Genomic DNA, 24,744 nt, shown 5'->3' with positions numbered 1-24,744 from the left:
AGCATGTCGAATACTGCGCTTACTTTCTCTGACGATCAGGCCCACGCTTGGGACCAATTGACCGAACTTTTGGCAAATGCCGGGATCAATCTGGCCGATGATCTGCTGATGCCGCCCCAAGGTGACAGTAGCGCGGTGATGGCCGTAATCGGCAAGGCGGGGTCTGGTAAAACGCTGCTGTTGGCGGAAATGACCAAAGCGTTGAAAGAGGCGGGCGTTTCCATTGTTTCGGGCGATTTTGAAAGCAAACGCAAAAAAGATCGCCGTTCGCTGGCCATTTTGGCCCCAACGAACAAAGCCGCATCGGTGCTGCGCAATCGCGGCGTGCCTGCGACGACGATCCACCGGATTTTGTACACGCCCGTCTATGATCCTGAATATGAAAAACTGGCGGAATGGCTGAACGGCGAATGTGACCGCCCCGATATCGAAGGCCTGACCGACGTCGCGCTGGATCGTGCTTATGCGTCGTTCCAAATCAACGCGTCGGTCCCTGCGGCGCTGGCCGCGGCGGGGCTGCGCGGGTCGGATTTCATCACAGGCTGGAAACGCCGCGAAGAGCCGCTGGATATCGGGTTCATCGATGAAAGTTCGATGCTGGATCAAAAGGCGCTGGACGATCTGCGCGATATTTTCCCGACGCTGGTGTTGTTCGGCGACCCTGCTCAGCTGCCGCCCGTTCAGGGCACGGGCGGGATGGTGTTTGAAAAGCTGCCAGAAAAGAACCGTTTGGTTCTGAACCGCATCCACAGACAAGAGGCCGACAGCCCCATTCTGGATCTGGCCCACGCGCTGGCCGATCCGATGGTCGATTTCTACCGTTTCGAACGCATGGTCGAAGAGGCCGCCGCCCGCGACCCGCGTGTTGTGCTGGCCCAAAGGGTCGAAGCCGACCTGATGGCGCGATCCCCTGTGCTGGTCTGGCGTAATGCCACGCGCATCCGCCTGATCCACGCCTTTCGCGCGGCCTATGGTGCCCCCGATGACGCGCTATTACCGGGCGAGCCGTTGATCTGCGACGGTATCGAATTGCCGATGAAACACCGCAAAAAACGTCTGGACCTAGAGGCGCGCGGCCTGATCAAAGGCGCACAAGTCGTCTATCGCGGCCCCGGATCGCGGCCCGGATTTTCGAAACTGTGGATTATGGGGGCCGAAGACCCTCAGGTCGCGGCGGCAAGCATCGTAAAGATCGAAAAAGAGGGCGAAGAAGAGCCGTTCATCCCCTACGCCGCGCGCATGGGGGCCGTGTTCCTGCATGGCGCGGCCGTCACCATTCACAAAGCGCAGGGGTCGCAGTGGGATACCGTTCAGGTCTTTGCGCCTGACATCGAAATCGCCGCGAAAATGGGGCGGGTCGAGGCGGGTCAGCCGCTGTGGAAACGATTGGCCTATGTGGCGATTACGCGGGCAGAACGGGAACTACGCTGGGTCGTGCGCAACCGTCTGGCGCGTCCGTCAGAGCCGTTGGGCGTTGATGATCTGGACGCCCCAGCGCCGCAGTTTGAATTGACCGCGCAAGAACAGGACGATTAACGTCGCAGCGCCGCAAAGGCCGCAGAGGCAGCCCATCCCGCAACGGCGGCAATCAGTAATGATAGCAGGCCATACAGTGCGGCTTGGGTTTGGCTCAGGTTATACAGCCAGCGTTCAATCCCGACTTTGTAGACGGGAATTTCAGTCTGGAACGTATCGATGATATGCCCGTCCCGCGTCAGGAAGATACGTGTTTTGTAATCGCCTTCGGTCAGGTTGGACGGCAATTTGATCGCGGTATGAAACAGGGTATCGTTTTCGATTGCGACCGCGCCTTCTAGCATCTGAAACAGGTCGCTGTTTTGTTTAATGCGCATGTAGGCTTCGGTGTATTCGTTCATGGCAAAGGCATCTTGACCAACTGCGCGAACCACGCGGCCCCATGAAATGGCGTTGTGCAAATCCTCTAGTGGTAGCAAAACGTCGGACAGGGGGGCGGATGATGCGATGGCATAGAACGACGGCGCGATGTCGATTGCTGCGCTGTCCGTATTTACCCAAATGCCCGCAACGCGATCTTTTTGCCGAACTTCGACGGGGACGTTCGGGCCTGCAACGGCGATAATGACACCCAATTCGGTGGTTTGGGGCGGGGGAGTATCGCGGCTGATCGCGCCAAAAATCAAAATTTCCGACCCAGTAAAAGAGGCCGTGATCGAAACTTCGTCTTGGCTAAGGCCCAGAACAATTTTTTCGTCAGCCGCCACGATCGCTGGGATCATTGCAAACAAAAGGGTCAGAATGCGGATCATTGTTGCACCCCGATCGAAAACAGTTCGGATGGTTCAATCAACAGGTCTAGACCCAATTTGGCGCAGACCAATAAAACCAAAGTTGCCAATAAGATGCGCAACTGTTCTGCCTTTAGACGCATCCCGATTTGCGCCCCGACCTGCGCCCCAATAACGCCGCCGATCAACAGCAAAAGAGCCAGAATAATATCCACGGTCTGGTTGGTGATCGCATGCATCATCGTGGTGAACGCCGCGACAAAGGTGATCTGAAACAGCGATGTCCCGATCACAACCTTTGTGGGCATGCCCAGCACATAAATCATTGCGGGCACCATGATGAACCCGCCGCCAACGCCCATGATTGCGGCCAAAATTCCCACCGCTACCCCGACCATCAGGGGCGGGATCACCGAGATATACAAACCGGACACGCGGAATTTGATTTTGAACGGTAGATTGTGAACCCAGTTGTGGCGACGGCGTTTTGGTGCGCCTGAACGTTTGCTACGCATTAAGGCGCGTAGGCTTTCGATCATCATCAGGCCGCCAACGATGCCCAGAAATACGACGTAGCAAAGGTTCACCAGCAGGTCGACTTGGCCCATCGATTTCAGGATGTTGAACACCTGCACGCCCACGGCAGACCCGATTAGCCCGCCAATCAGCAGCACCCAGCCCATGGCGAAATCCACGCCGCGCCGTTTGATGTGCCCCAGCAACGCCGAGACCGAGCTGGCAACAATCTGATTGGCCGACGTCGCAACAGCCACCGCTGGCGGGATGCCGACGAAAAACAAAAGCGGAGTGATCAGAAAACCGCCGCCTACGCCAAACATGCCCGAAAGCACACCAACAATCCCCCCTATGCCGAGGAGCAAGTAGATGTTGACCGAAATTTCGGCGATGGGCAGGTAGATTTGCATATCCTGTCCGTAGGTAACGTTTTGTTCACCTCACCCCGTAATCGGCATGGTGTCAAATGGATAGACAAAAAACGGCGAGGATGACCCCGCCGTTATAATTTATGCTGCTTCTGGTTCTTTCGCGCCTGTCATCAGGGCAACCGCGTCTGACATGCTATGTTTTTTAGGATCGATCACACACAGACGTTTGCCTAGGCGGTGAATGTGGATGCGGTCGGCGACTTCGAACACGTGGGGCATGTTGTGGCTGATCAGGATGATCGGAATGCCGCGCGATTTCACGTCTTGGATCAGTTCCAGCACCTTACGGCTTTCTTTGACGCCTAGGGCGGCGGTGGGTTCGTCCAGAATGATCACTTTGGACCCGAACGCCGCCGCTCGCGCAACCGCGACGCCCTGACGCTGACCACCAGACAGGGTTTCGACCGCTTGGTTGATGTTCTGAATGGTCATCAGGCCCAGTTCAGACAGCTTTTCGCGGGCGAATTCCTCCATCGCGGGGTAGTCCAGCATTTTCAGGGCCGATCCCAAGAACCCCTTTTTGCGGATTTCGCGGCCGACGAACATGTTGTCCACGATCGACAGGGCAGGGGACAGAGCCAGCGTCTGATATACCGTTTCGATGCCTGCGTCGCGTGCCTCTAGCGGGGTGCCGAAATTGACGGTTTTGCCCTCTAGCTGGATTTCGCCTTCGTCTGGAGTGACGGCGCCTGATAGCGCTTTGATTAGGGTCGATTTGCCCGCGCCGTTGTCACCGATAACCGCCAGAATTTCGCCGGGGTACAGTTCGAAATCACAGTGATCCAGCGCGGTCACACGGCCATAGCGTTTGACCAGATTTGTTGCTTTTAGGATGGGCTGTGTCATGCCGATACCTTTCTGATCCATTGGTCAATTGCGACTGCGATGATGATGAGCCAACCGATGGCAAACACCTGCCACAGAACGTCCACGCCAGCCATGCGCAGGCCCGATTGGAACACGCCCACAATCAGCGCGCCGAACAATGCGCCCATGATGGACCCGCGTCCGCCGAACAGGGAAATGCCGCCGATCACAACTGCGGTGATGGATTGCAGGTTGCCTTCGTAGAACGACTGAGGAGAGATCGAACCAACGCGGCCGATAGACGCCCAGCCCGCGATGGCACAGACCAGACCCGCCAGCGCATAGACCGAAATCAGCACACGGTCGGAACGGATGCCGGCCAGATCTGCGGCCTCTTTGTCGTCGCCCACGGCGTATACGTGGCGGCCCCATGCGGTTTTGTTCAGCATGTACCACAGAACGATGAACACCAGCACCATCAGGACGGACCCATAGGTGATGCGCGCGCCTGCGATATCGAACGAATGGCCAAAGAATTTCAGCAAGGGTGCGAAATCATCAATGTCTTGGCTGCGCATGGATTGCGCGCCCGACAGGTACAGGTTCAGCGCGAAAAAGATCGACCAAGTGCCCAGTGTCGTGATGAATGGCGGCAGTTTGACCTTGGTGATGAACCAACCGTTCATCATGCCTGCCGCAACGCCGCCCGCCAGGCCAACAACAATGCCGATCGGGGTAGGGACGCCCATTTCGATGGATAGTTTGCCCATGATCACGGACATCAACACCATGATTGCGGCGACCGACAGGTCGATACCTGCGGTGATGATGATCATCGATTGGGCTGCGGCCAGAATGCCGATGATCGAAACCTGCTGCATGATCAGCGACAGGTTAAAGGCCGAAAAGAAACGGCCACCCGCGATAAACCCGAACACAATCAGGCTAAGCGCAAGGACGATGACGGGAACCAGCGTTGGGTTGCTGTGTAGAATATGTTGGATTTGCTGGACAGGCGTGCGTTTTGTATCGGCAAAGCTGGCAACGCGCGTGTCGCTGCTGCCTAGAACCTGTTCGAAATCCTGGCCTTTGGGCTTTGGATCGGTCGTTTCAGTCATTTATGTCTCCTTCCAGCGGGGCGGCGGGCCGCCCGCAGGGCGGGAATTTAAAGATGTGAGAGAGATGATAGTGCAAAGAGGGGCAATTTTGCCCCCCTTTTTTAGGTTAGAGGGTGCGAGGCATTAGCCCCAGCATTTCTCCAGACCTTCGGCAGAGGTCAGCGATGGGATGCCGTCAACTGGCTGGTCGGTGATCAGTTCAACGCCAGTGTTGTAGAAATCCAGACCGTCAGAGTTCGATGGCTTTTCACCGGTTTCCGCAAAGGTTTTGATCGCTTCGATACCCAGCGATGCCATCAGCAGCGGGAACTGCATCGAAGTCGCTCCAATCACGCCTTCGCTGATGTTCTGAACGCCCGGGCAACCGCCGTCGACCGATACGATCATGACGTCGTTTTCACGGCCAAAGGATTTCAGAGCCTCATACGCGCCAGCAGCTGCTGGTTCGTTGATGGTGTAGACCAGGTTCACACCTGGATCGATCTGCAGAAGGTTTTCCATCGCGGTGCGACCGCCTTCTTCGTTGCCGTTGGTGACGTCGTTGCCAACGATGCGCGGATCGTCTTCGTCACCGATGTCGGTTGGGTCTTTGATGTCGATGCCAAAGCCCTGCAGGAAACCGTTGTTACGCAGGTAGTCCACGGAAATTTCCGATGCGTTCAGGTCCAACAGCGCGATTTTTGCGTTTGCAGCATCGTCGCCCATTTGTGCCGCAGCCCATTCGCCGATCAGAACGCCAGCTTGGAAGTTGTCGGTCGCAAAGGTCGCGTCGGCAACGTCAGCAGGTTCGAACGGGGTGTCCAGTGCGATAACCAATGCGCCTGCTTCGCGGGCTTGGGTCACAACAGGAGCCAGCGCGCGGCTGTCCGATGGGGTAATCAGAATACCCGAAGCACCAGCCGCGATGCACGATTCAACAGCGGCAACTTGGCTTTCGACGTCGCCGTCGATTTTACCGGCAAAGGTCATCAGTTCGATGCCGTTTGCTTCTGCTGCTGCGGTCGCGCCTTCCTTCATCTTAACGAAGAATGGGTTGGTATCGGTTTTGGTGATCAGGCATGCAGTGGTGCCGTGGCCAGCAGCGAAAGCCGAACCAGACATAGCAGCGAATGCGATTGCCGAAGTAGCGAGAATTTTTTTCATGGTTTCCTCCCAGTGATGACAGGCCAGACGGCCTAGCTCCCGACTCTCCGTGTCGGGGATGACGAAAGGGAAACAGGATTCGCGCGGATCGTCAATAAATAAATCTAGTTGATTTATTAACTGAGGTGTATTCACATAAATCGAAGGGGAGGATACTAAACGCTATGACAGACAATCAGGCCCGAGAGCTAAGCGCCGGTGTGAACCAACACGGGGTGCGCGATCACAACGAAAGACTAATCCTTTCAATGCTTCAGCGTCACGGGGCGCTTGCGGGTAGTGACCTATCCCGAAAGGCGGGGCTGTCCCCCCAAACGGTTTCTGTGATTCTTCGCGGGCTCGAGGCGGATGGTCTGTTACGTCGTGGTGAACCGCAGCGCGGAAAAATTGGCAAACCTTCGATCCCAATGGGCATTAACCCCGAAGGCGCGTTTTCGCTGGGTTTGAAAATCGGTCGTCGTAGTGCTGATGTCATCATAGTCGATTTCGAAGGCACCGTGCGTCAAGTAATTCACACTGCCTATCATTATCCCACCCCTCAGGCGATTTTGGCATTTCTGGGCGAAGGTCTGCGTCAGGCCCAAGAGTATCTGGGCGCAGAAAAATACGCGCGGATCGCGGGGATTGGCGTAGCGACGCCGTTTGAAATCTGGCGCTGGCACGACACAATCGGTGCGCCGGCCGATGAAATGGATAAATGGCGGGATTTTTCCCTGCAGGATGAAATCGCCAAAATCACAGACCTGCCCGTGTTTATTCAAAATGATGCGACCGCCGCGTGCCGCGCTGAACATGCCTATGGCAGTGGGCGGCAGTACAGCGACTATGCCTATTTCTATTTAGGTGCGTTTATTGGCGGCGGCATCGTGCTGAACAATTCGATCTTTGACGGCCCGACGAACAACGCCGGCGCGTTCGGATCGTTGCCCGTCATGAGCGATAAGGGCGGCAAGCCAAAGCAGCTGATCGATGTGGCGTCCCTATATTTGCTGGAACAACAGTTGGTGGATCACGGCATCAATCCGCTGCGTTTGTGGCAGGCTCGCGATAATTGGAGCGATTACACCGATCATGTCGATGCTTGGATTGAAACGACGGCCCCCTATATCGCGCAGGCCGCGTTGACCGTCTGTGCTGTTGTCGATTTCGAAGCCGTCATGATCGACGGCGCGATGCCCAAAAACGTGCGTGCCAAACTGGTCGAAAAAGTCGCCGAAGCGATTGTCGATTTGGACGACCGCGGCATCGCGGCCCCCAAAATTGTCGAAGGCAATATGGGTCTGGACGCGCGGTCACGGGGTGCCGCCAGCACCCCGATCAACGCGAAATATTTCCTGAACAGCCACGGCCAGATGGGCAGCTGATCAATAGTTCCGCAAGAAACGGCGCAGAACCTTTTCCAATTTGGCAGCGCCCAATGGGGCCATCGCTTTGGTGTGTTCGTGGCTGATCGCCTCGTCGCTCATGCCTGCGGCCATGTTGGTGATCGTCGAAATGGCGGCGGCGCGCAGACCCATGAAACGGGCTAGGATCACCTCGGGCACGGTGGACATGCCGACCGCGTCAGCGCCCAGCGTTTTGATCGCGCGGATTTCGGCAGGGGTTTCGAACGACGGGCCCGAATACCACGCGTAAACGCCTTGGTGGATTGTGACCTCTTCCCATGCGGCGGCTTCGATCAGTTTTTCCCGCAGTTCAGGCTCATAAGCGTCCATCATCGGAACGAAACGTTTGTCGGTCGGCTCGCCGATCAACGGGTTCAGGCCGCTGAAATTGATGTGGTCTGTCAGCGCCATGATCGACCCTGTTGGCATGTCGTGACGCAAAGATCCCGCCGCATTCGTCGCGATCACCGTATCCGCGCCCAGTTCGCACAACACCTCTAGCGGGACGCGCATTTCATCGGGTTTGCCGCGTTCGTAATAATGCGCACGCCCGCCGAAAACGGCGACGCGCACGCCCTCTAGCGTGCCGATGACTAGGTTCGGGTTATGCCCCGAAACGCCCGCGTGCGGAAATCCGTCCAGTTCGGAATACGGAATTGCCACGCCTTCGACAGCGCCAGCAATATGACCCAGTCCAGACCCAAGGATCAGGCCCAGACGCACCGGTTCGTCGCCCGCGTGTTCGCGGATGGTTTCTAATAATTTAGCGTTCTTTGACATAGGGTTCTCCGCCCGCTTTTGGCGGGATAGCTTTGCCGACGAAACCAGCCAGCACGATAACAGTTAGAATATAGGGCAGGGCGTCCAGCACCTGAGTCTGAACGCGAATGCCGATCGCGCGTTCCAGAATATCAGGGCGGATCGCCAATGCCTGTAGATAGCCGAACAGCAGGGTCGCGCCCAGTGCGCTCCATGGTTTCCATTTGGCGAAAATCAGGGCGGCTAGCGCGATATAGCCGCGCCCCGCGGTCATTTCGCGCACGAAACCAGCCTGCAGGCCAGTGGACAGATAAGCCCCCGCCATGCCGCACAGCACGCCGCAGATGATCACAGCCATGTACCGCATGCGAACGACCGAAATACCTGCGGTGTCCACCGCGCCCGGGTTTTCACCAACCGCACGCAGGCGCAGGCCGAAACGGGTGCGATACAGGGTCCACCAGACCAGCGGTACGATCAGAATGCACATGTAGACGATGATGGTGTGGCCCGACAGCAATTCGGAATAAACCTTCATCGGCAGGTCGGCTTTGTTGATGTCGCGGATGCGGGTCAACGCGCCTGGAAATTGGATCGATTCAAACCGTGCGTCACCAGACAGCGACGGGGTGCGTCCGCCTTGGCCAAACCAGCTTTGTGCGGCGACAACAGTGATGCCCGACGCGAAAAAGTTGATCGCAACGCCCGAAATCAGCTGGTTCCCACGGAACGTGATCGACGCAAGGCCGTGCAGCAGCGACAATAGGACGGATGCGAAAATACCCGCAAACATGCCGATCCAAACAGAACCAGAGGTGAACGACACAGCCGCCGCCAAAAATGCCGAAATCAGCATTTTGCCCTCTAGCCCGATGTCGAAAATACCGGCCCGTTCCGAAAATAGACCAGCCAGACAGGCCAGCAGCAGCGGGATGGCCAGACGAACTGTGCCGTCCAGAACCGCGATATCAAAGAACGCCAAAAGGTCCATTATTTTGCCTCCTTCCGACGTAGGGATAGGAATAGTTTTTCAATCGGCATGCGCACCATGTTGTCCAACGCGCCGGTGAACAGGATGACCAATGCCTGAATGACGGTGACCATTTCGCGCGGAATGCGCAGTTCGGCCGACAGTTCGGCGCCGCCCTGATACAGGATGCCAAACAGCAATGCCGCAATCAGGATGCCTAGCGGGTGGTTGCGCCCCATCAGCGCCACAGCGATCCCGATGAAACCAGCGCCTTCGACAGCGTTCAGGACCAGACGTTCGGCTTCGCCCATGACGTTGTTGATCGCCATCATTCCCGCCAAAGCGCCCGAAATCAGCATGGCGATCATGATGATTTTGGTCGGATTGATGCCTGCGTATTTCGCCGCGCTTTCGCTTTCGCCGAATGCGCGGGTTTCATAGCCCAGTTTCGTGCGCCAGATCAGGATCCAAACGCCAACGCAAGCCAGCAGCGCGATGACCAAAGCAAAGTTCGCAGGCCCGCGATCCGAAAACGCGATGCCGAATGTGCCCAGAATGGCAGACAGGTTCGGCAAGGCCATTTCGGCGGCAAACGATGGGGTGGCGGGTTCCATGCCTTCGGCTTTGATCGGACCGTTCAACAGGTAATTCACCACCGGATAGGACATATAGTTGAACATGATCGTCGTGATGACGATGTGGCTGCCGCGTTTCGCCTGCAAATAGGCAGGGATCGCCGCCCACGCAGCGCCGAACGCCGCCGCCGCCAAACCGCCGCCGATCAATGCCAGCGTCCAATGGGGCCACGGGATGTATAGACACGCCAGCGCCGCGCCCAGACCGCCGATATAGGCCTGACCTTCGCCGCCGATGTTGAACATCCGCGCATGATAGGCGACCGCGACCGCAAGGCCGGTAAAGATAAAGTTGGTGGCGTAATACAGCGTGTAGCTGAAATTCGTCGAAGTCCCCAGCGCCCCGCTGACCATCAGTTTCAACGCATAAACGGGATTGTGGCCGATCAAGGCAATCACGACGCCCGAAATCACAGCGGCCAGCAGCAAAGACAACAGCGGGACCAGAATTGTATCGGCCCAGTTTGGCATTTTATTCATCAGGCGGTTTCCCCTTGCACGCCAGCCATCAACAGGCCGAGTTCCTGAGTATTCGTTTCATCGGGCAGGCGTTCGCCCATGATTTGCCCGTCAAACATGACCGCGATGCGATCCGACAGCGACATGATTTCATCCAGTTCGACCGACACCAGCAGGATCGCTTTGCCCTGGTCGCGTAGGGCGATGATCTGTTTGTGGATGAATTCAATCGCGCCAATATCCACGCCGCGGGTCGGTTGCCCGATCAACAACAGATCGGGATTACGTTCGATTTCGCGCGCCACGACGATTTTCTGCTGGTTGCCGCCCGAAAAATTCTTGGCAGCCAACATCGGGTTTGGCGGGCGAACGTCGAACCGTTCCATTTTTTCGGCGGTGTCCTGAACAATCGCCGCGTTGTCCATCAGAACGCCGTTTTTCTGGTATTTTTCGTCCTTGTGATACCCGAACGCGGTGTTTTCCCAAGCCGAGAAATTCAGGATCAGGCCTTCGCGGTGACGGTCTTCGGGGACGTGCGCGATGCCGCGTTCGCGGCGGCTTTGCCCGTCGGATTTATCGCCTGTCAGATCAATGGGTTCGCCGTTCATGAAGATATTGCCTGTCGCCACGCAATATCCGCCCAGCACCTCTAGCAGTTCGGATTGCCCATTGCCCGCAACCCCCGCGATGCCCAGAATTTCACCAGCGCGGATGTTAAACGACACGTCTTTGACACGGTGAACGCCCTGTTCGTCGGTCACGTTCAGGTTTTTAACGTCCAGAATAATTTCGCCCGGTTGGGCGGGGGCTTTGTCGACCTGCAACAGAACCTTGCGGCCCACCATCAATTCGGCCAGATGCGATGGGTTGGTTTCCGCGGTTTTGACGGTCGCGGTCATTTCCCCGCGGCGCATCACGGAAACCGTGTCGGTGATATCCATGATTTCGCGCAGTTTGTGCGTGATCAGGATGATCGTCTTACCCTCTTCGCGCAGGCGACCCAGAATGCGGAACAGCTGATCAGCCTCGGACGGGGTCAACACGCCCGTGGGTTCGTCCAAAATCAGGATATCCGCGCGGCGATACAGCGCCTTTAGGATTTCCACGCGCTGCTGCATGCCGACGCCGATGTCTTCGATCACGGCATCAGGATCGACGTTGAGTTCGTATTCTTCGGCCAGCTGGCGCAGTTCTTTGCGAGCTTTGTTCAGGGATGGTTTCAGCAGGAACCCATCTTCGACGCCCAGAATGACGTTTTCCAGAACAGTGAAATTTTCAACCAGTTTAAAGTGCTGGAACACCATCCCGATGCCCGCGTTGATCGCGGCCTGACTATCGGGGATTTCCGTTTTCTTGCCGTTGATGAAAACCTCACCCGAGTCTGCTTTGTAAAATCCATAAAGGATCGACATCAAGGTGGATTTACCGGCGCCGTTTTCACCGATGATCCCGTGGATCGTGCCGGGCATAACGCGGATGGAAATGTCTTTGTTGGCCTGAACCGGGCCAAAGGCTTTGGAAATGCCTTTTAACTCAATGGCGGGGGATTGTTCAGTCATCTTGAACCCTTATCACGGGTAGGAAAAAGGCCGCGCCGATGGTCAAGGCGCGGCCTAATTGCGTGGTTCTAAAAAATTAGAATTCCAGAACTGGGCAGGTTTCGTCCGACATGTAGTCGTGAACGCTGATTTCGCCCGCTGCGATTGCGGCCGATGCTGCGTCAACAGCGGCTTGCATATCAGCAGAGATCAGTTCTGCGTTGAATTCGTCCAGCGCGTAACCAACGCCGCCGTTATCCAGACCCATTACGTTGAAACCAGCCTCTAGTTCGGTGCCAGCGGAGAACGCGTCATAAACAGCCGTATCTACGCGTTTCAGCATCGAAGTCAGAACCGAACCTGGGTGCATGTAGTTCTGGTTGGAATCGACGCCGATCGAATAAACGCCTTGGTCCGCTGCGGTTTGCAGAACGCCAACGCCAGTGCCGCCAGCCGCTGCGTAAATCACGTCAGCGCCTTGGGAAATCTGTGCCAGAGTCAGTTCCGAACCTTTTACAGGGTCGTTCCATGCAGCAGGGGTGGTGCCGGTCATGTTCGCCAGAACGGTCGCGTCTGGGTTCACAGCCAATGCGCCCTGTGCGTAGCCACATGCGAATTTACGGATTAGCGGGATGTCCATGCCGCCGATGAAACCAACGGTGCCGTCTTCGGATGCCATCGCTGCCAGCATACCGACCAGATACGACCCTTCGTGTTCGTTAAAGACGACCGACTGAACGTTCGGCGCGTCAACAACCATGTCGATGATCGAGAATTTCAGGTCAGGATATTCCGACGCAACGGTCGACAGTGGGGTGCCCCACGAAAAACCAGCCATGACGATTGGGTTGTAGCCTTCTTCGGCGAAACGGCGGATCGCCTGTTCGCGCTGCGCATCAGAGCTGATTTCGAATTCGGCAAAGGTTCCGCCGGTTTCTTCGGCCCATTTGGTGGCGCCGGTGAATGCAGCTTCGTTAAAGGATTTATCGAACTTGCCGCCAAGGTCGAAAATGATTGCAGGATCGGCAGCAGCAGCACCAGCAGTCAGTGCCAAAGCAGCGGTCGCGCCAAAGAATTTGGTGAAGAGGGTCATTCGTGATTCTCCCAACTGGAATTGGCCCCTGCGCCTACTTGGCTTGCAAGGGCTGACATCTTCTTGTGTCTGATCAAATTAGTGCGGGTTAAGATCGCAGGGTCAACCGTATTCTTGCGTAAATCGCGGGCTTTTTGATCATGCGATCAATTTTTCATCAACTTATAGATGGATTTGCATGACCAGCGCGTCAATCGTCTGCCCGTCGGGGTGTTTATAATAATTTTTCCGCCGCCCCGATTCGACAAAACCCGCTGATTTGTACAACGAAATTGCGGCGGCGTTGTCTGCGGCGACCTCTAGAAATGCCGTTGCTGCGCCGCGCGTGCGGGCGGTGTCGATAAAGGATAACAGTAACGCGCGGCCTTGCCCCGTTCGGCGCGCACTGGGCCTGACGGCGATGGTCAGCAGTTCGGCCTCATCAACGATCACGCGCCCCATGACGACGCCGTTCGCGTCGCCTGTCGTGAAAACAGTCGGATCGGATTGCAGGCTTATAAACTCGGCTTCGGTCCACGGGCGGGGCACGGTAAAGCATTCCGCATGGATGCTGGCGTAGACCGCGTTCATGTCAGAATTTTCGGCGCCGGATCGCGTGGCGGTGCCGCATCGGCTGCGCGGACATAGAGCGGCACAGGTCTGCCGTGGTCGGTGCCGATCTTTGCCTTGGCAATACGTGCAATAACCGTGATTTTTTCGTCGACGGTTTGTTCCGGTGTTACGGGACCGTCAATTACGACCGTCGAGGTATCTATCATTGTCGGGGCATCTTCGCCGGTTTCGGTGAAATGCTGCATATATGCCTGATCACGTGGAGCACTGATTAACGCAGTGATCGGACGGGGCTGATTATAACTCAGCACTTCAAACCCGTTCACGCCAATCGCGGGGATGGATCGACCTAAGGCAATGCCGCGCGCCGTTGAAACAGCAATGCGAATGCCTGTGAAATTGCCAGGACCCGTGCCGACACCGACCGCCGATATGTCGTCAAAGGTTAGGTCGTTCTCCGCCAAAAGCGACTGAACGATCGGGATCAGCTGTTCGGCTTGACCTTTCGCCATGTCGACGACGCGGGTTGCGATGGACCCATCGCCCAATAGCAAAGCGGCGGCGCAATGCGCCGCCGATGTATCAATCGCCAAAACTGCGGTCTTAGGCGGCAACGGGGCGTACCTCGACCACTTCGGGGATGTAGTGACGCAGCAGGTTTTCGATGCCCATTTTCAACGTCAAAGTAGACGAAGGACACCCTGCGCAAGCGCCTTGCATGTGCAGATACACAACGCCGCGTTCAAACCCGTGGAACGTGATGTCGCCGCCGTCTTGAGCCACGGCAGGGCGGACGCGCGTATCCAACAGTTCTTTGATCTGGGTGACGATTTCAGCGTCTTCTTCGCTGTGGTTATCGGCGTGGCCCGATGCGGCTGTGCCTTCCATCGTGGCGGCGCCGGATTGGAAGTGTTCCATGATCGCGCCAAGGATAGCAGGTTTGATGTGGTCCCATTCGGTCCCGTCGTCTTTGGTCACGGTTACAAAATCCGAACCAAAGAAGACGCCGGAAACACCGCCCACGGCAAAAATGCGCGATGCCAATGGGGATTGCGCCGCTGCTTCGGCGGTTGGGAAATCTGCGGTACCTGCGTCCAGGACTGTCTGACCTGGCAGGAATTTCAGGGTCGCCGGGTTCGGCGTGGATTCAGTCTGGATAAACATGCGGGCCAACCTTTTCTGTCAGGTTTCAGATATCGTGCCTCGGACAAGAATAGTCAAGGTTTAGAATAATTCTAAATATACACCAATTGATGACAACATGAAACAAGAAAGGCCGCCCCATCAAGGGCGGCCCATTCCACGAGGGTCATCGTGTTTTATTTGACGTAGAGCGTTTCAGTTACAACCGGAATGCCGTCGACGGTCAGGACTGCCAGAACTTTGTCTGCAGTGTTCAGGCCAACGTCGATGGTTTTGTTGATGTTACCACCCGCATCCACGGATCCTGTGCCCAGCAATTCGCCGACCGTATCGCCGGTGTAGGCAAAGATTTCCACCGTGCCGGCCGCTGGAGCGTGAATATACTCTAGCGTGATTTCATCGCCGCTATCGACTGTGTTTTGAACACCGAAATAGGCATCAGTTGCGGCCGAAGCGTATCCCGCTGCACCAACCGTTGTGATAACAGCAAGGGCGATTGTTTTGGTCAGATTGAACATTTTAATCTCCTTATTACTGGTTGGTTAGATTCAGTATTGATTACATTTGATCTACGTATAGGACTTCTTGTGCGACGGCTTCGCCATCAACGGTCAGAACAGCCAGCACCTTGTCATAGGTGTTCAGGTCCAGTTCGATGTCGGTGTTGATGTTACCGCCTGCGAACACTTCTTCGGAGCCCAGCATTTGGCCTGCACCTTCGGCGTTGTAGCCAAAGATTTGCACTTCGCCTGCAGCTGGCGAATTTACGTATTCAATCGTAATTTCGCTGCTGTCTGCGACGGTGTTCTGTACACCGAAATATGCGTCCGAAGCAGCCGATGCAGCACCAGCAAAGCCAGCAGTTGCGATCAGGGTAGTTGCGATAGTTTTGGTCAGGTTAAACATGATATTTCTCCGTAATTTCGTGTGATGTGTTAAATTCAGTTTGGGTTATTTGACGTACAGGACTTCGGATGCCAGATCGGCGCCATCAACGGTCAGAACAGCCAGCACTTTGTTGTAAGTGTTCAGGTCCAGTTCGACGTCGGTATTGATGTTACCGCCTGCGAATACTTCTTCGGTGCCCAGCAGCTGGCCGACGCCTTCAGCGTTGTAGCCGTAGATTTGCACTTCGCCTGCAGCTGGCGAATTTACGTATTCGATGGTGATTTCTTCGCCGTTATCGACGGTATTCTGTACGCCGAAATATGCGTCCGAAGCAGCCGATGCAGCACCAGCAAAGCCAAGGGTTGCGACAGCAGCAAGAGCAGCGGTTTTATTAATGTTAAACATGATAGTCTCCGTAATTTGTTTGGCGCCGTTTCGTGTTTGGCGTTTGTGAAACGTTATCTGTGGCCCATTCCGTTGCTCGGAAAGGGATTGAAATATCACGAAAAAATGAGTGGAATTTGACGACGGAAACACATCCAGTCCCGTTGTCGGGGGTTCCGTGAATTGGTGCATAACCGTCTGTGCATCGATGCAAAGAAACGGTGGGTTCCGCGCATTTTTAGCGGCTGGTTCGGTCCATTTTGCACATCAGAAAACCAAAAAGAGCCGCAAAAAAAGTTGAGAATTTTTTTCGGAACAAAATAAATTCCGCAAATTTTCACGCGCCTGTGATCGATGGCGTGAATTTTGTGGGGTCAGAACACAAAAAGGCCGCCCCAAAGGACGGCCAGTCAGTCGATTTTTTGCGGTGTCAGGTGATCGCTTCTAGCTTTTCTTTGCTTAGATCGCCCGGAACGATGGTGATTGGGATCGGCAAAGACCCCGATTGGCGGGTCATTTGGCTGACCAACGGGCCCGGGCCCTTTTTGTCGTTACCGGCGCCCAGAACCAACACACCGATTTCGGGGTCTTCTTCGATAAGCGTCAAGATTTCGGTGACGGGCTGGCCTTCGCGGATAATCAATTCGGGATCGACACCTTGGCGGTCGCGCATCCATTTCGCGAAAACTTCGAAATGGGCGATGATCCGTTCACGGGCCTCTTCGCGCATGATTTCACCGATACCGATCCAGTGATTGAATTCTTCGGGTGGGATGATCGATACGATTGCGACGCCGCCCCCTGTGTGGTTCGCGCGCATTGCTGCAAATCGCATCGCGTTCAGGCATTCGCGGCTGTCGTCCAGCACGACCAGAAACTTACGCATGGTGGCTCCGTTTTTCTGGAATATTGACCGAACCCACAGCCCAAGGCAACGACAGACTATATAAAAGGAAGCGCGCCCGGGCGGGGAAACCCAAGCGCGCAAATTTTTTGTCAGCTGGGACGGGCTGACGAAATGTTTCGATCAGGGTGGACGGCCTAACCAAAACGCAGACTCAGGATGGGCCGAGTCTGATTCAACATTGTGACGCGTGTAGATTCACGTTGTCATTCCTGCGACAGTTGAGTGCGATAAGTCAGCCGCGAAGAAGCCCAACGATATCATATGTCTGCTTGAGGATCGGCTGAGCGATTTCACGGGCACGATCCGCACCGCGCGCCAACAGGCGATCGATTTCTGCAGGATCATCCATCAGACGTTTCATTTCGTCCGAAATCGGTGCCAGTTTCGTCACAGCCAAATCAGCCAGCGCAGGTTTGAATTTACCCCAACCTTCGCCGCCGAATTCCGCCAGAACCTGTTCGTTGGTCTGATCGTTCAGCGCGGCATAGATGTTCACCAAATTCCGTGCCTCTGGGCGATCTACCAAACCTTCGACGGTTTCTGGCAGTGCTTCGGCGTCGGATTTTGCTTTCTTGAACTTTTTCGCGATGGTGTCGGCATCATCGGTCATGTTGATGCGTTCCATATCGGATTCACCCGATTTCGACATCTTTTTCGACCCGTCGCGCAGGTTCATCACGCGCATGGCTGGGCCTTCGATCACAGGGACCGTTTCAGGGAAGAAGTCGGTTTTGAAATCGTGGTTAAATTTTTTCGCGATGTCGCGCGTCAGTTCGACGTGCTGTTTCTGGTCTTCGCCCACTGGGACGTGGGTCGCGTGGTACAGCAAAATATCCGCCGCCATCAGCGAAGGATAGGCATACAGACCCAGCGACGCTTTTTCCGCGTCTTTGCCTTGGCCGGCTTTATCCTTGAACTGGGTCATGCGGTTCATCCAACCAACACGGGCGACACAGTTGAAAATCCAGCCCAGTTCGGCGTGTTCTGCCACTTGGGCCTGATTGAACAGGATCGACTGTTCGGGATCGATACCCGACGCCAGATAGCCGGCTGCAACTTCGCGGGTTGCGTTTTTCAGCTCGGCTGGATCCTGCCAGACGGTAATCGCGTGGAGGTCAACCACACAATAAAGCGTCTCGAACTGGCCACCTTGCATATCTACGAAACGCTTAATCGCGCCCAGATAGTTGCCCATAGTTAGCCCGCCCGAGGGTTTGATGCCTGAGAACACGCGCGGCGTGAAGTTTTGTTCGGTCATCTGAAAACCTTCTGGGTCTGGATTTACGGTCCGCAAAGGACTACCCACGACGCAAAGGGCCGTCAATGCGGTGCGGCAAAAGGGGCAGGTAATATGGAACGCGAAAGCATTTTAAACGACATTCCAAACGGCGCAGCGGCGATTGCGCTGTTGATCGCAGGGGTCGAGATCCTGATGCAAGCCGCAGGTGCGGGCATCGTCGGCGGTCAAATGGGGATCGGTTGGCGCAACGACATGATTTCCGATTTCGCGTTTTTCCCTGCCGTTCAGGACGAAATCATCAACCGCGGTTTCCTGCCTGCGCAGTATCTGTGGCGCTATTTCACCTATCCGTTCATTCACGACGGCCTGACCCACGCATTTTTCGCGCTGGCGCTGGTTTTGGCGTTGGGCAAATTTGTGGGGGATCGCTGGCACTGGGCATCGCTGATCGCGGTGTTCCTGATCCCGGGGGCTGTGGCTGCGGCGGTCTTTGGTCTGATCGCGCCGCAAAACTGGCCTTTGTACGGGGCCTATCCGCCTGTCTACGGTTTGGTCGGCGCATTCACTTATATGTTGTGGATGCGTTTGGGCGAAACGGGGGGTAACCCGTGGCGTGCCTTTGCGATGATCGGGATGCTGGTTTTGGTTCAGATCCTATGGGGCCTGATGATGAAAATCTTTGCCCTGCTGGGCATGGGCGGTGATCCCACGCCGTTCGTGTTTTTCATGGGCGTTGGCGATTTGGCAGGCTTTGCGACAGGTTTGGCGTTGTCGCCCATCGTTGGGCCAGGCAGCTGGCGCGCGTTCGTTGCGCGCCTGCGCCAGCGTTAACCGCGTTTGAACGCGCGTTTAAATTCCGCCAAACGGAACGCGCCAATCAACTGTCCTGCAATGCCGTAGCTGATCATGCCAATGGCGACCAGCACGGCCAATGCGAAATAGCGCCAGACTGGCAGGCCAAAGAACGGCAGCAGCACGACCCAAGCGGCCCACAGAACAGCGGCCATCAGGCCTGAGGCCAAAACGATGCGCCACAGGCGATTGGTAAACCGCGAGTCAAAACGTGCGGCGTCCCCCAAGCTGCGCGATTGCCACCATAGGAAACCAACGGTCGCCCACGCAGATAATGTTGTGCCGACGGCGGCTGCCATAAATCCGATAACCGGCATCAGTCCGATGGCAATGGCGGCATTAACGACCAAAGACAGCAGCGCGATGTAGAACGGTCTGCGGGTATCTTCGCGCGCGAAAAACAGCGGTTGTAGCGCCTTTTGCATGACGAACGCCGGCAGGCCCAAACCATAGATGGCCACGGCAACGGCAGTGTTCATGGTGTCATCGGTGCCAAATGCGCCCCGTTCGAACAGAACCTGCACCAGCGGCACAGGGATCACCATCAGGGCAACCGCCGCTGGAATCGTCAACGCCAGAGACATTTCACACGCGCGGTTGAATGCATCGCGCCCGCCTGCCGTATCGCCTGCGCGCAGGCGGCGGGACAGGTCGGGCAACAGAACCACGCCGATTGCGATCCCGACAACGCCCAAAGGCAACTGATACAAACGGTCCGCATAGGACAGCCACGCAACAGCGCCGTCATAAAAACTGGCGACCTGTCGTCCGATCAGCAGGTTCACTTGCAACACGCCGCCCGCCAGCGCGGCTGGGGCTGCGATGATTGCCAGCCGTTTCAGTTCAGGTGTGAATTTCGGGCGGCGCGGACGCAACGTGAAACCCGCCTTTTTCGCGGCGATCCACACCAACATCATCTGCGCGACGCCTGCAAATGGCACTGTCCACGCCAGCGTCAGGCCCACCGACCACCCCGCCAGATTGCCGGCGATCATTGCCGCGATGAACATGACGTTCAGCAAAACAGGTGCCGCCGCTGCCGCAGTAAATCGGCCCACAGAATTCAAAACGCCCGACAGCAAAGCGGCCAAAGAAATGAACAGGATGTATGGAAACGCGATGCGGCCATACAAAACAGCCAGCGAAAAACGGTCGTCTTCGGCAAAACCTGACGCCATCGCCAGCACCAGCCATGGCATGAACACCATCGCGGCCACGGTGAAAACGATCAGGATCGTGGCAAGGCCCGTGAACGCGTCATTGGCGAACCCTTCGGCATCGTCGCCGCCTTCGAATTTTTTCGAAAACATCGGGACAAAGGCCATGTTGAACGCGCCTTCGGCGAAAAAACGGCGGAACATGTTGGGCAGGGAAAAGGCGATCAGGAACGCTTCGGCGACGGGGCCGGTGCCCAGGTAGGCGGCGATCATCACATCGCGCACGAACCCCAAAACGCGGGACAACAGGGTCCATAAACCCACAGTCAAAAAGCCCGAAATAAGACGAATGGGTTTCATTATACTGCCCTTGAAAACATGTTTTGCGGCAGTATTAGCCGCTGCGATGTGGCGGCGCTATGGTGTGTTTTGCAATTCGGCTTTCGCGTGCCGATCCGACCACAGCGGAACGGCACGCGATCCATTTATTTGTTCGCGCGTTCTGCGCCCTGCGAAATCGCTTCGCGCAGTTTCTTTTCCAACGCTTCGCGGCGGTGGTCCTGATGGAATTTCAGACCGAACATATCTTTGACGTAGAACACATCGACCACCTGTTCGCCGTAGGTCGCGATCACGGCGGATGCGATATAGACGTTGTTGGCGGCCAAAGTGCGCGTCAGATCGTGCAGCAAACCAGCGCGGTCGCGGGTGTCGACCTCGATAATGGTGTAGATGTCTGATCCTTCGTTATCAAAGGTGACATGGGTCTGAACGCGGAACGCTTTTTCGCGCTTTTTGATCTTGTCTTTGTCTTTCAGCGCCTCGCGGGCGATGACTTCGCCCTTGAGCGTGCGTTCGATCATGTTGCGCAGACGCGGTAGGCGGGCCTGTTCATAAGGGTGACCGTCCGCGTCCTGAATCCAGAAAATTGCGGTCGCATAGCCGTCTTTGGACGTATAGGTGCGCGCATCCACGACGTTCGCCCCGACCAAAGCCAGCGCGCCAGCCATGCGGCTGAACAAACCCGGGTGGTCGGCCATCGCAAAACAGGCGCGAGTGGCATCGCGGTCGTGATCCAGTTCCAGATCGATGCGAATTTCGCTGTCGGTGATGTCGCGCAGCTGGTTCGCAAACACAACCTGAGCCGAGGCCGGCAGGCCCTGCCAGTACGGGCCATAGTGGCGGCCAATTTCCGTGCGCAGGTCTTTCGCGTCCCAATCGGACAGCGCTTCGCGCAGCAGGCGTTTGGCTTCGTTTTCGCGGCTGTTGCGGTTCAGTTCCTCCATGCCGTTTTCCAGCACGGATTTGGTTTGCTGGTGCAGGTCGCGCAGCAACATTGCTTTCCAGTTATTCCAAGTGCCCGGACCAACGCCGCGGATGTCGCAGACGGTCAGAACAGTCAGCAAATCGAGGCGTTCGACGGATTTCACGGCCTTGGCAAAATCGCGGACGGTACGCGGATCGGACAGGTCACGTTTTTGCGCAACGTCGGACATCAACAGGTGATAGCGGACCAGCCATTCCACCGTTTCGCAGTCTTTTTTCGACAGCCCCAAACGCGGCGCGACCTTGCGTGCGATTTGGGCGCCAAGGATCGAATGATCCTCGGGGCGGCCTTTGCCGATGTCATGCAGCAGCAGGGCGACATACATGACCTTGCGGTTGATGCCGCGTTTCAGAATGCCAGATGCGACGGGCAGTTCTTCGACCAATTCGCCGCGTTCGATCTGCGCAAGGTGCGAAATACATTGGATCGTATGTTCGTCCACCGTGTAGTGGTGGTACATATTGAACTGCATCATCGCCACGATCGGCGCAAATTCAGGCACAAAGGCCGACAGAACGCCCAATTCGTTCATGCGGCGCAGCGCACGTTCTGGGTTGCCGTGTTTCAGCAGCAGATCCAGAAAAATGCGGTTCGCCACTTTATCTTCGCGCATGTTGTCGTCGATGCGATCCAAATTCGCAGCCAGCAGCCGCATCGCATTGGGGTGCAGCAGGGTGCCGGTACGCATGCCTTCTTCGAAGATGCGCAGCATGTTCAAAGGATCAGAGAAAAACGCCGTTTCATCGCCAACCGTGATGCGGTTTTGTTCGATGGCATAGGGCGGGCGCGCTTTGCGTTTGCGGGTCAGCAAACGGGTCAACATCGGTTCGGGTTTGGTGTGCTCTGCCTCTAGCGAGGTTAGGAAAATGCGTGTCAATTCACCCACGCGGGTCGCGTGGCGGAAATAGTCCTGCATGAAAATTTCCACGCCACGACGACCGTTGGAGTCGTTGTATCCCATGCGGTCGGCGACTTCGACCTGTAGGTCAAATGTCAGCTGATCCATCGCGCGTCCTGTGATCAGATGCAGATGGCAGCGAACGGCCCACAGGAATTCTTCGGCCTGATGGAATGTCACGTATTCGTCGGGCGTGAATACACCGCGATCCACCAGTTCGGATGCCGTGGCCACGTGGTTGATGTATTTCGCGATCCAATACAGCGACTGCATGTCGCGCAGGCCGCCTTTGCCCTCTTTTACGTTGGGTTCAACGACGTAACGCTGGCCGCCTTGTTTGCGGTGACGTTCCGCGCGTTCGGCCAATTTAGCTTCGATGAAATCGGTGGCGGTGCTGCTGAATAATTCGTTCCACAGCTTGTCTGCCAATTCAGTCGCCAACGCTTCGTCGCCAGCCAGATAGCGGTATTCCACTAGCGAGGTACGGATTGTGTAATCTTCGCGCGCGAGTTTCAGGCAATCCTTGATCGTGCGACTGGCGTGACCGACCTTTAGCCGCAAATCCCACATCATATACAGCATGGATTCGATCAGGCTTTCGGCCCATGGCGTGATTTTGTAGGGCGTCAGGAACAGCAGATCGACGTCGGAAAATGGCGCCATTTCCCCGCGCCCATAGCCGCCAACAGCCACAATCGTCAGGCGTTCTGCAGCGGTGGGGGTGTTCAGTTTGTGCAGGCGCGTTTCAGCGACATGCAAAACCGTTTTGACGATCCAATCGGTCATTCGCGTGTAAGACCGTGTCAGAGGGCGCGCATCGAATGGCCGTTCTGCAAAGGCAGCGGCGATGCGTTCCATCCCGTTTTTACGGGCTGCGTTTAGGATTTCGACCGTAATTTTGCGAATTTGCATCGCATCGGTCACGTCCTCTAGCCGTGCATCTAATTCCGCACGGATCGCATTGGCGTCAAAAATTTCGGCGGCCGGACAAATAAGTCCGTCCGCCGCCGTTTCTTCGGGGGCTTGTGTGAGGAGTGTCGGCTCAGAAGCCGAGTCCCGCAAAGCTTCTTGGGGCTGGTTCAACGATAACCACCTGATTGTTTTGAATTTGGGCAATAGCAAGTGCCCGTTGATTAGTACCATCTGGCAGCAAACGGAAGACACCTTGGGTTCCTTGGAACCCTTGGGCTTGGGTTAGGCCGCCAAAAGATAGCGCTTCGGGGTTTCCGTCAGCCAATAGGGCGCCAACAGCGGCAATGCCGTCAAAGGCCAAACCGGCCAACGGATGCGGTGTTTGGCCATAGGCCGCGGCGTAACGGGATTCGAACAGATCGATCATCTGGGTGTCAGGCAATGCAAACATACCGCCCTGCAAACCAGGCAGCGCCAACGCTTGTGGTGCGACATCCCAACGGGTCAGGCCCAACATTTTTGTGGTGTTCGGGTTGATCCCTTGTTCTGGCAATGCGGTCGCAATGATTGGCAGGTCCGCGTTGATGCCACCTGTTAGGAACACCGACTGCGCACCGGACGCACGGATTTGGCTGGCGATACCGCTCGCCGACGAAATGATGCCCTGTTGGGACATCGGATAGGACGCGACACCTGCAAGGGTTGCGCCATTTGTGCGGACTGCCGACGAAATGGCATCACGGCCAACAGCGCCTTGCAGGTCATCACCATGGACAATCATATACGAATTGATGCCTTGGGATTTTGCATAACCGATCAGGCGGTTCGCGGTGTTTTGGAATGTTGCGCCCAAAACGAATACGTTGTTACCGGCAATCGATGTGTTGTTCGAAAATGCCAAAACGTTCACGCCGCGGTCTGCGACCGCTACGCCAGCTGCGTTCGCGGCTTCGGCGTACAGAGGGCCTAGGATGATCTGCGCGCCATCGTTGACCGCTTGGGTCGCGACGGCGGCGGCTTGGGCTGGGCTAGCTGCGGTGTTGTAGACACGCAGGTTAATTTGAACACCGTTCAAATCGGAAATTGCCAACCGCGCGGCGTTTTCCAAATTGGATGCCAGAAAGCTGTCTGATTCGACGCCAGAGCCGCCAGGTACTAGCAGCGCGACCGTCACTGGGTCGTTTGGGTTAACCTTTGATGTGTTGGAATTAGTGACAGGAATCGGCTCACATGCGGCGACCCAAATTACTGAAATTAATGCAAAAAAACGCGCAAGGCGTAGTCGCGCAGCGCGCACGGTCGAAAACATCTGTCATAACTCCTCTTGCGTGGGACTGCGCAATTGCGGCAGACCCAGCAGGTC

General features: G+C 56.2%; 24 protein-coding genes. 3 read left to right on the top strand and 21 right to left on the bottom strand.

All coding sequences use genetic code 11. The features are described from left to right. Positions 1-3 precede the first annotated feature (3 nt). The gene (locus ACXAGA_RS03045) at positions 4-1,536 is read left to right on the top strand and encodes an ATP-dependent DNA helicase (RefSeq protein WP_475116032.1); all 1,533 of its coding nucleotides are present in this window, start codon (positions 4-6) and stop codon (positions 1,534-1,536) included. Here ACXAGA_RS03045 and ACXAGA_RS03040 read toward each other — a convergent pair. From ACXAGA_RS03040 to ACXAGA_RS03020, 5 genes are all read right to left on the bottom strand, one after another. Continuing rightward, positions 1,533-2,288, bottom strand: coding sequence for a TIGR02186 family protein (locus tag ACXAGA_RS03040; RefSeq protein ID WP_475116031.1), 756 nt, complete (start codon positions 2,286-2,288; stop codon positions 1,533-1,535). The genes ACXAGA_RS03045 and ACXAGA_RS03040 overlap by 4 nt on opposite strands. Beyond that, positions 2,285-3,193: a sulfite exporter TauE/SafE family protein gene (locus tag ACXAGA_RS03035; protein WP_475116030.1), complete on the bottom strand. Its 909-nt coding sequence runs from the start codon at positions 3,191-3,193 to the stop codon at positions 2,285-2,287. Before ACXAGA_RS03035 ends, ACXAGA_RS03040 begins: the two co-directional genes overlap by 4 nt. Positions 3,194-3,292: 99 nt before the next feature. Next, positions 3,293-4,060, bottom strand: coding sequence for an ATP-binding cassette domain-containing protein (locus ACXAGA_RS03030; RefSeq protein ID WP_475116029.1), 768 nt, complete (start codon positions 4,058-4,060; stop codon positions 3,293-3,295). Further along, the gene (locus tag ACXAGA_RS03025; protein ID WP_475116028.1) at positions 4,057-5,139 is read right to left on the bottom strand and encodes an ABC transporter permease; all 1,083 of its coding nucleotides are present in this window, start codon (positions 5,137-5,139) and stop codon (positions 4,057-4,059) included. Before ACXAGA_RS03025 ends, ACXAGA_RS03030 begins: the two co-directional genes overlap by 4 nt. A gap of 123 nt (positions 5,140-5,262) precedes the next feature. After that, the gene (locus ACXAGA_RS03020; protein WP_475116027.1) at positions 5,263-6,282 is read right to left on the bottom strand and encodes a substrate-binding domain-containing protein; all 1,020 of its coding nucleotides are present in this window, start codon (positions 6,280-6,282) and stop codon (positions 5,263-5,265) included. 164 nt (positions 6,283-6,446) lie between these two features. Between ACXAGA_RS03020 and ACXAGA_RS03015 the strand changes: the two genes are divergently transcribed. Beyond that, positions 6,447-7,646: an ROK family transcriptional regulator gene (locus ACXAGA_RS03015; protein ID WP_475116026.1), complete on the top strand. Its 1,200-nt coding sequence runs from the start codon at positions 6,447-6,449 to the stop codon at positions 7,644-7,646. On the opposite strand, the gene ACXAGA_RS03010 is transcribed toward ACXAGA_RS03015, so the two are convergent. The 13 genes from ACXAGA_RS03010 to trpS form a co-directional block, all read right to left on the bottom strand. After that, positions 7,647-8,447 carry a purine-nucleoside phosphorylase gene (locus ACXAGA_RS03010; protein ID WP_475116025.1) on the bottom strand — a complete coding sequence of 267 codons (801 nt, stop codon included), beginning with the start codon at positions 8,445-8,447 and terminating at the stop codon, positions 7,647-7,649. Continuing rightward, positions 8,431-9,417 carry an ABC transporter permease gene (locus ACXAGA_RS03005; protein WP_475116024.1) on the bottom strand — a complete coding sequence of 329 codons (987 nt, stop codon included), beginning with the start codon at positions 9,415-9,417 and terminating at the stop codon, positions 8,431-8,433. The genes ACXAGA_RS03010 and ACXAGA_RS03005 overlap by 17 nt, the downstream gene beginning before the upstream one ends. Next, entirely contained in the window at positions 9,417-10,511 is a 1,095-nt protein-coding gene (locus ACXAGA_RS03000) for an ABC transporter permease (protein WP_475116023.1), read from the bottom strand. The genes ACXAGA_RS03005 and ACXAGA_RS03000 overlap by 1 nt, the downstream gene beginning before the upstream one ends. After that, positions 10,511-12,049 carry an ABC transporter ATP-binding protein gene (locus tag ACXAGA_RS02995; RefSeq protein WP_475116022.1) on the bottom strand — a complete coding sequence of 513 codons (1,539 nt, stop codon included), beginning with the start codon at positions 12,047-12,049 and terminating at the stop codon, positions 10,511-10,513. Before ACXAGA_RS02995 ends, ACXAGA_RS03000 begins: the two co-directional genes overlap by 1 nt. A 76-nt stretch (positions 12,050-12,125) precedes the next feature. Next, positions 12,126-13,121: a BMP family lipoprotein gene (locus ACXAGA_RS02990; protein ID WP_475116021.1), complete on the bottom strand. Its 996-nt coding sequence runs from the start codon at positions 13,119-13,121 to the stop codon at positions 12,126-12,128. A gap of 162 nt (positions 13,122-13,283) precedes the next feature. Continuing rightward, complete coding sequence (rimI, locus tag ACXAGA_RS02985; protein ID WP_475116020.1) at positions 13,284-13,691, bottom strand: ribosomal protein S18-alanine N-acetyltransferase; 408 nt, start codon at positions 13,689-13,691, stop codon at positions 13,284-13,286. Next, positions 13,688-14,287, bottom strand: coding sequence for a tRNA (adenosine(37)-N6)-threonylcarbamoyltransferase complex dimerization subunit type 1 TsaB (gene tsaB / locus ACXAGA_RS02980; protein WP_475116019.1), 600 nt, complete (start codon positions 14,285-14,287; stop codon positions 13,688-13,690). Before tsaB ends, rimI begins: the two co-directional genes overlap by 4 nt. Beyond that, positions 14,277-14,837, bottom strand: a complete 561-nt coding sequence (locus tag ACXAGA_RS02975; RefSeq protein WP_475116018.1) for a NifU family protein — start codon at positions 14,835-14,837, stop codon at positions 14,277-14,279. Before ACXAGA_RS02975 ends, tsaB begins: the two co-directional genes overlap by 11 nt. A 155-nt stretch (positions 14,838-14,992) precedes the next feature. Continuing rightward, positions 14,993-15,334, bottom strand: coding sequence for a hypothetical protein (locus ACXAGA_RS02970; protein WP_475116017.1), 342 nt, complete (start codon positions 15,332-15,334; stop codon positions 14,993-14,995). A 40-nt stretch (positions 15,335-15,374) separates the two neighbouring features. Next, positions 15,375-15,722 carry a hypothetical protein gene (locus ACXAGA_RS02965; RefSeq protein WP_475116016.1) on the bottom strand — a complete coding sequence of 116 codons (348 nt, stop codon included), beginning with the start codon at positions 15,720-15,722 and terminating at the stop codon, positions 15,375-15,377. A gap of 45 nt (positions 15,723-15,767) precedes the next feature. Beyond that, a complete protein-coding gene (locus ACXAGA_RS02960) occupies positions 15,768-16,109 on the bottom strand; it encodes a hypothetical protein (protein ID WP_475116015.1) in 342 nt (113 codons plus the stop codon). A 409-nt stretch (positions 16,110-16,518) separates the two neighbouring features. Then, positions 16,519-16,974, bottom strand: a complete 456-nt coding sequence (locus ACXAGA_RS02955) for a universal stress protein (protein ID WP_475116014.1) — start codon at positions 16,972-16,974, stop codon at positions 16,519-16,521. 253 nt (positions 16,975-17,227) lie between these two features. Beyond that, positions 17,228-18,253, bottom strand: coding sequence for a tryptophan--tRNA ligase (trpS, locus tag ACXAGA_RS02950; RefSeq protein ID WP_475116013.1), 1,026 nt, complete (start codon positions 18,251-18,253; stop codon positions 17,228-17,230). A 93-nt stretch (positions 18,254-18,346) separates the two neighbouring features. Here trpS and ACXAGA_RS02945 point away from each other — a divergent pair, with 93 nt between their 5' ends. Beyond that, positions 18,347-19,066, top strand: a complete 720-nt coding sequence (locus ACXAGA_RS02945; protein ID WP_475116012.1) for a rhomboid family intramembrane serine protease — start codon at positions 18,347-18,349, stop codon at positions 19,064-19,066. Here the strand turns inward: ACXAGA_RS02945 and murJ are convergent. From murJ to ACXAGA_RS02930, 3 genes are all read right to left on the bottom strand, one after another. After that, entirely contained in the window at positions 19,063-20,604 is a 1,542-nt protein-coding gene (murJ, locus tag ACXAGA_RS02940) for a murein biosynthesis integral membrane protein MurJ (RefSeq protein ID WP_475116011.1), read from the bottom strand. The two genes, ACXAGA_RS02945 and murJ, sit on opposite strands and share 4 nt — an antisense overlap. 125 nt (positions 20,605-20,729) lie before the next feature. Continuing rightward, positions 20,730-23,552, bottom strand: a complete 2,823-nt coding sequence (locus ACXAGA_RS02935) for a [protein-PII] uridylyltransferase (protein ID WP_475116010.1) — start codon at positions 23,550-23,552, stop codon at positions 20,730-20,732. Then, positions 23,512-24,690 (bottom strand): penicillin-binding protein activator, encoded by a 1,179-nt coding sequence (locus ACXAGA_RS02930; RefSeq protein ID WP_475116009.1) that lies wholly within the window; start codon positions 24,688-24,690, stop codon positions 23,512-23,514. The genes ACXAGA_RS02935 and ACXAGA_RS02930 overlap by 41 nt, the downstream gene beginning before the upstream one ends. Between the last annotated feature and the right edge of the window lie 54 nt (positions 24,691-24,744).

This window comes from Marivivens sp. ABH4_498 (assembly GCF_056160585.1).
Note: the sequence above shows the minus strand (reverse complement) of the source record. Positions and strands in the feature narration are given on the sequence as shown.

Bases quoted from the DNA above. Each gene is read 5' to 3' on its own strand.
- ACXAGA_RS03045 (WP_475116032.1), top strand. From the start codon at position 4: ATGTCGAATACTGCGCTTACTTTCTCTGACGATCAGGCCCACGCTTGG.
- ACXAGA_RS03040 (WP_475116031.1), bottom strand. From the start codon at position 2,288: ATGATCCGCATTCTGACCCTTTTGTTTGCAATGATCCCAGCGATCGTG.
- ACXAGA_RS03035 (WP_475116030.1), bottom strand. From the start codon at position 3,193: ATGCAAATCTACCTGCCCATCGCCGAAATTTCGGTCAACATCTACTTG.
- ACXAGA_RS03030 (WP_475116029.1), bottom strand. From the start codon at position 4,060: ATGACACAGCCCATCCTAAAAGCAACAAATCTGGTCAAACGCTATGGC.
- ACXAGA_RS03025 (WP_475116028.1), bottom strand. From the start codon at position 5,139: ATGACTGAAACGACCGATCCAAAGCCCAAAGGCCAGGATTTCGAACAG.
- ACXAGA_RS03020 (WP_475116027.1), bottom strand. From the start codon at position 6,282: ATGAAAAAAATTCTCGCTACTTCGGCAATCGCATTCGCTGCTATGTCT.
- ACXAGA_RS03015 (WP_475116026.1), top strand. From the start codon at position 6,447: ATGACAGACAATCAGGCCCGAGAGCTAAGCGCCGGTGTGAACCAACAC.
- ACXAGA_RS03010 (WP_475116025.1), bottom strand. From the start codon at position 8,447: ATGTCAAAGAACGCTAAATTATTAGAAACCATCCGCGAACACGCGGGC.
- ACXAGA_RS03005 (WP_475116024.1), bottom strand. From the start codon at position 9,417: ATGGACCTTTTGGCGTTCTTTGATATCGCGGTTCTGGACGGCACAGTT.
- ACXAGA_RS03000 (WP_475116023.1), bottom strand. From the start codon at position 10,511: ATGAATAAAATGCCAAACTGGGCCGATACAATTCTGGTCCCGCTGTTG.
- ACXAGA_RS02995 (WP_475116022.1), bottom strand. From the start codon at position 12,049: ATGACTGAACAATCCCCCGCCATTGAGTTAAAAGGCATTTCCAAAGCC.
- ACXAGA_RS02990 (WP_475116021.1), bottom strand. From the start codon at position 13,121: ATGACCCTCTTCACCAAATTCTTTGGCGCGACCGCTGCTTTGGCACTG.
- rimI (WP_475116020.1), bottom strand. From the start codon at position 13,691: ATGAACGCGGTCTACGCCAGCATCCATGCGGAATGCTTTACCGTGCCC.
- ACXAGA_RS02975 (WP_475116018.1), bottom strand. From the start codon at position 14,837: ATGTTTATCCAGACTGAATCCACGCCGAACCCGGCGACCCTGAAATTC.
- ACXAGA_RS02970 (WP_475116017.1), bottom strand. From the start codon at position 15,334: ATGTTCAATCTGACCAAAACAATCGCCCTTGCTGTTATCACAACGGTT.
- ACXAGA_RS02965 (WP_475116016.1), bottom strand. From the start codon at position 15,722: ATGTTTAACCTGACCAAAACTATCGCAACTACCCTGATCGCAACTGCT.
- ACXAGA_RS02960 (WP_475116015.1), bottom strand. From the start codon at position 16,109: ATGTTTAACATTAATAAAACCGCTGCTCTTGCTGCTGTCGCAACCCTT.
- ACXAGA_RS02955 (WP_475116014.1), bottom strand. From the start codon at position 16,974: ATGCGTAAGTTTCTGGTCGTGCTGGACGACAGCCGCGAATGCCTGAAC.
- trpS (WP_475116013.1), bottom strand. From the start codon at position 18,253: ATGACCGAACAAAACTTCACGCCGCGCGTGTTCTCAGGCATCAAACCC.
- ACXAGA_RS02945 (WP_475116012.1), top strand. From the start codon at position 18,347: ATGGAACGCGAAAGCATTTTAAACGACATTCCAAACGGCGCAGCGGCG.
- murJ (WP_475116011.1), bottom strand. From the start codon at position 20,604: ATGAAACCCATTCGTCTTATTTCGGGCTTTTTGACTGTGGGTTTATGG.
- ACXAGA_RS02930 (WP_475116009.1), bottom strand. From the start codon at position 24,690: ATGTTTTCGACCGTGCGCGCTGCGCGACTACGCCTTGCGCGTTTTTTT.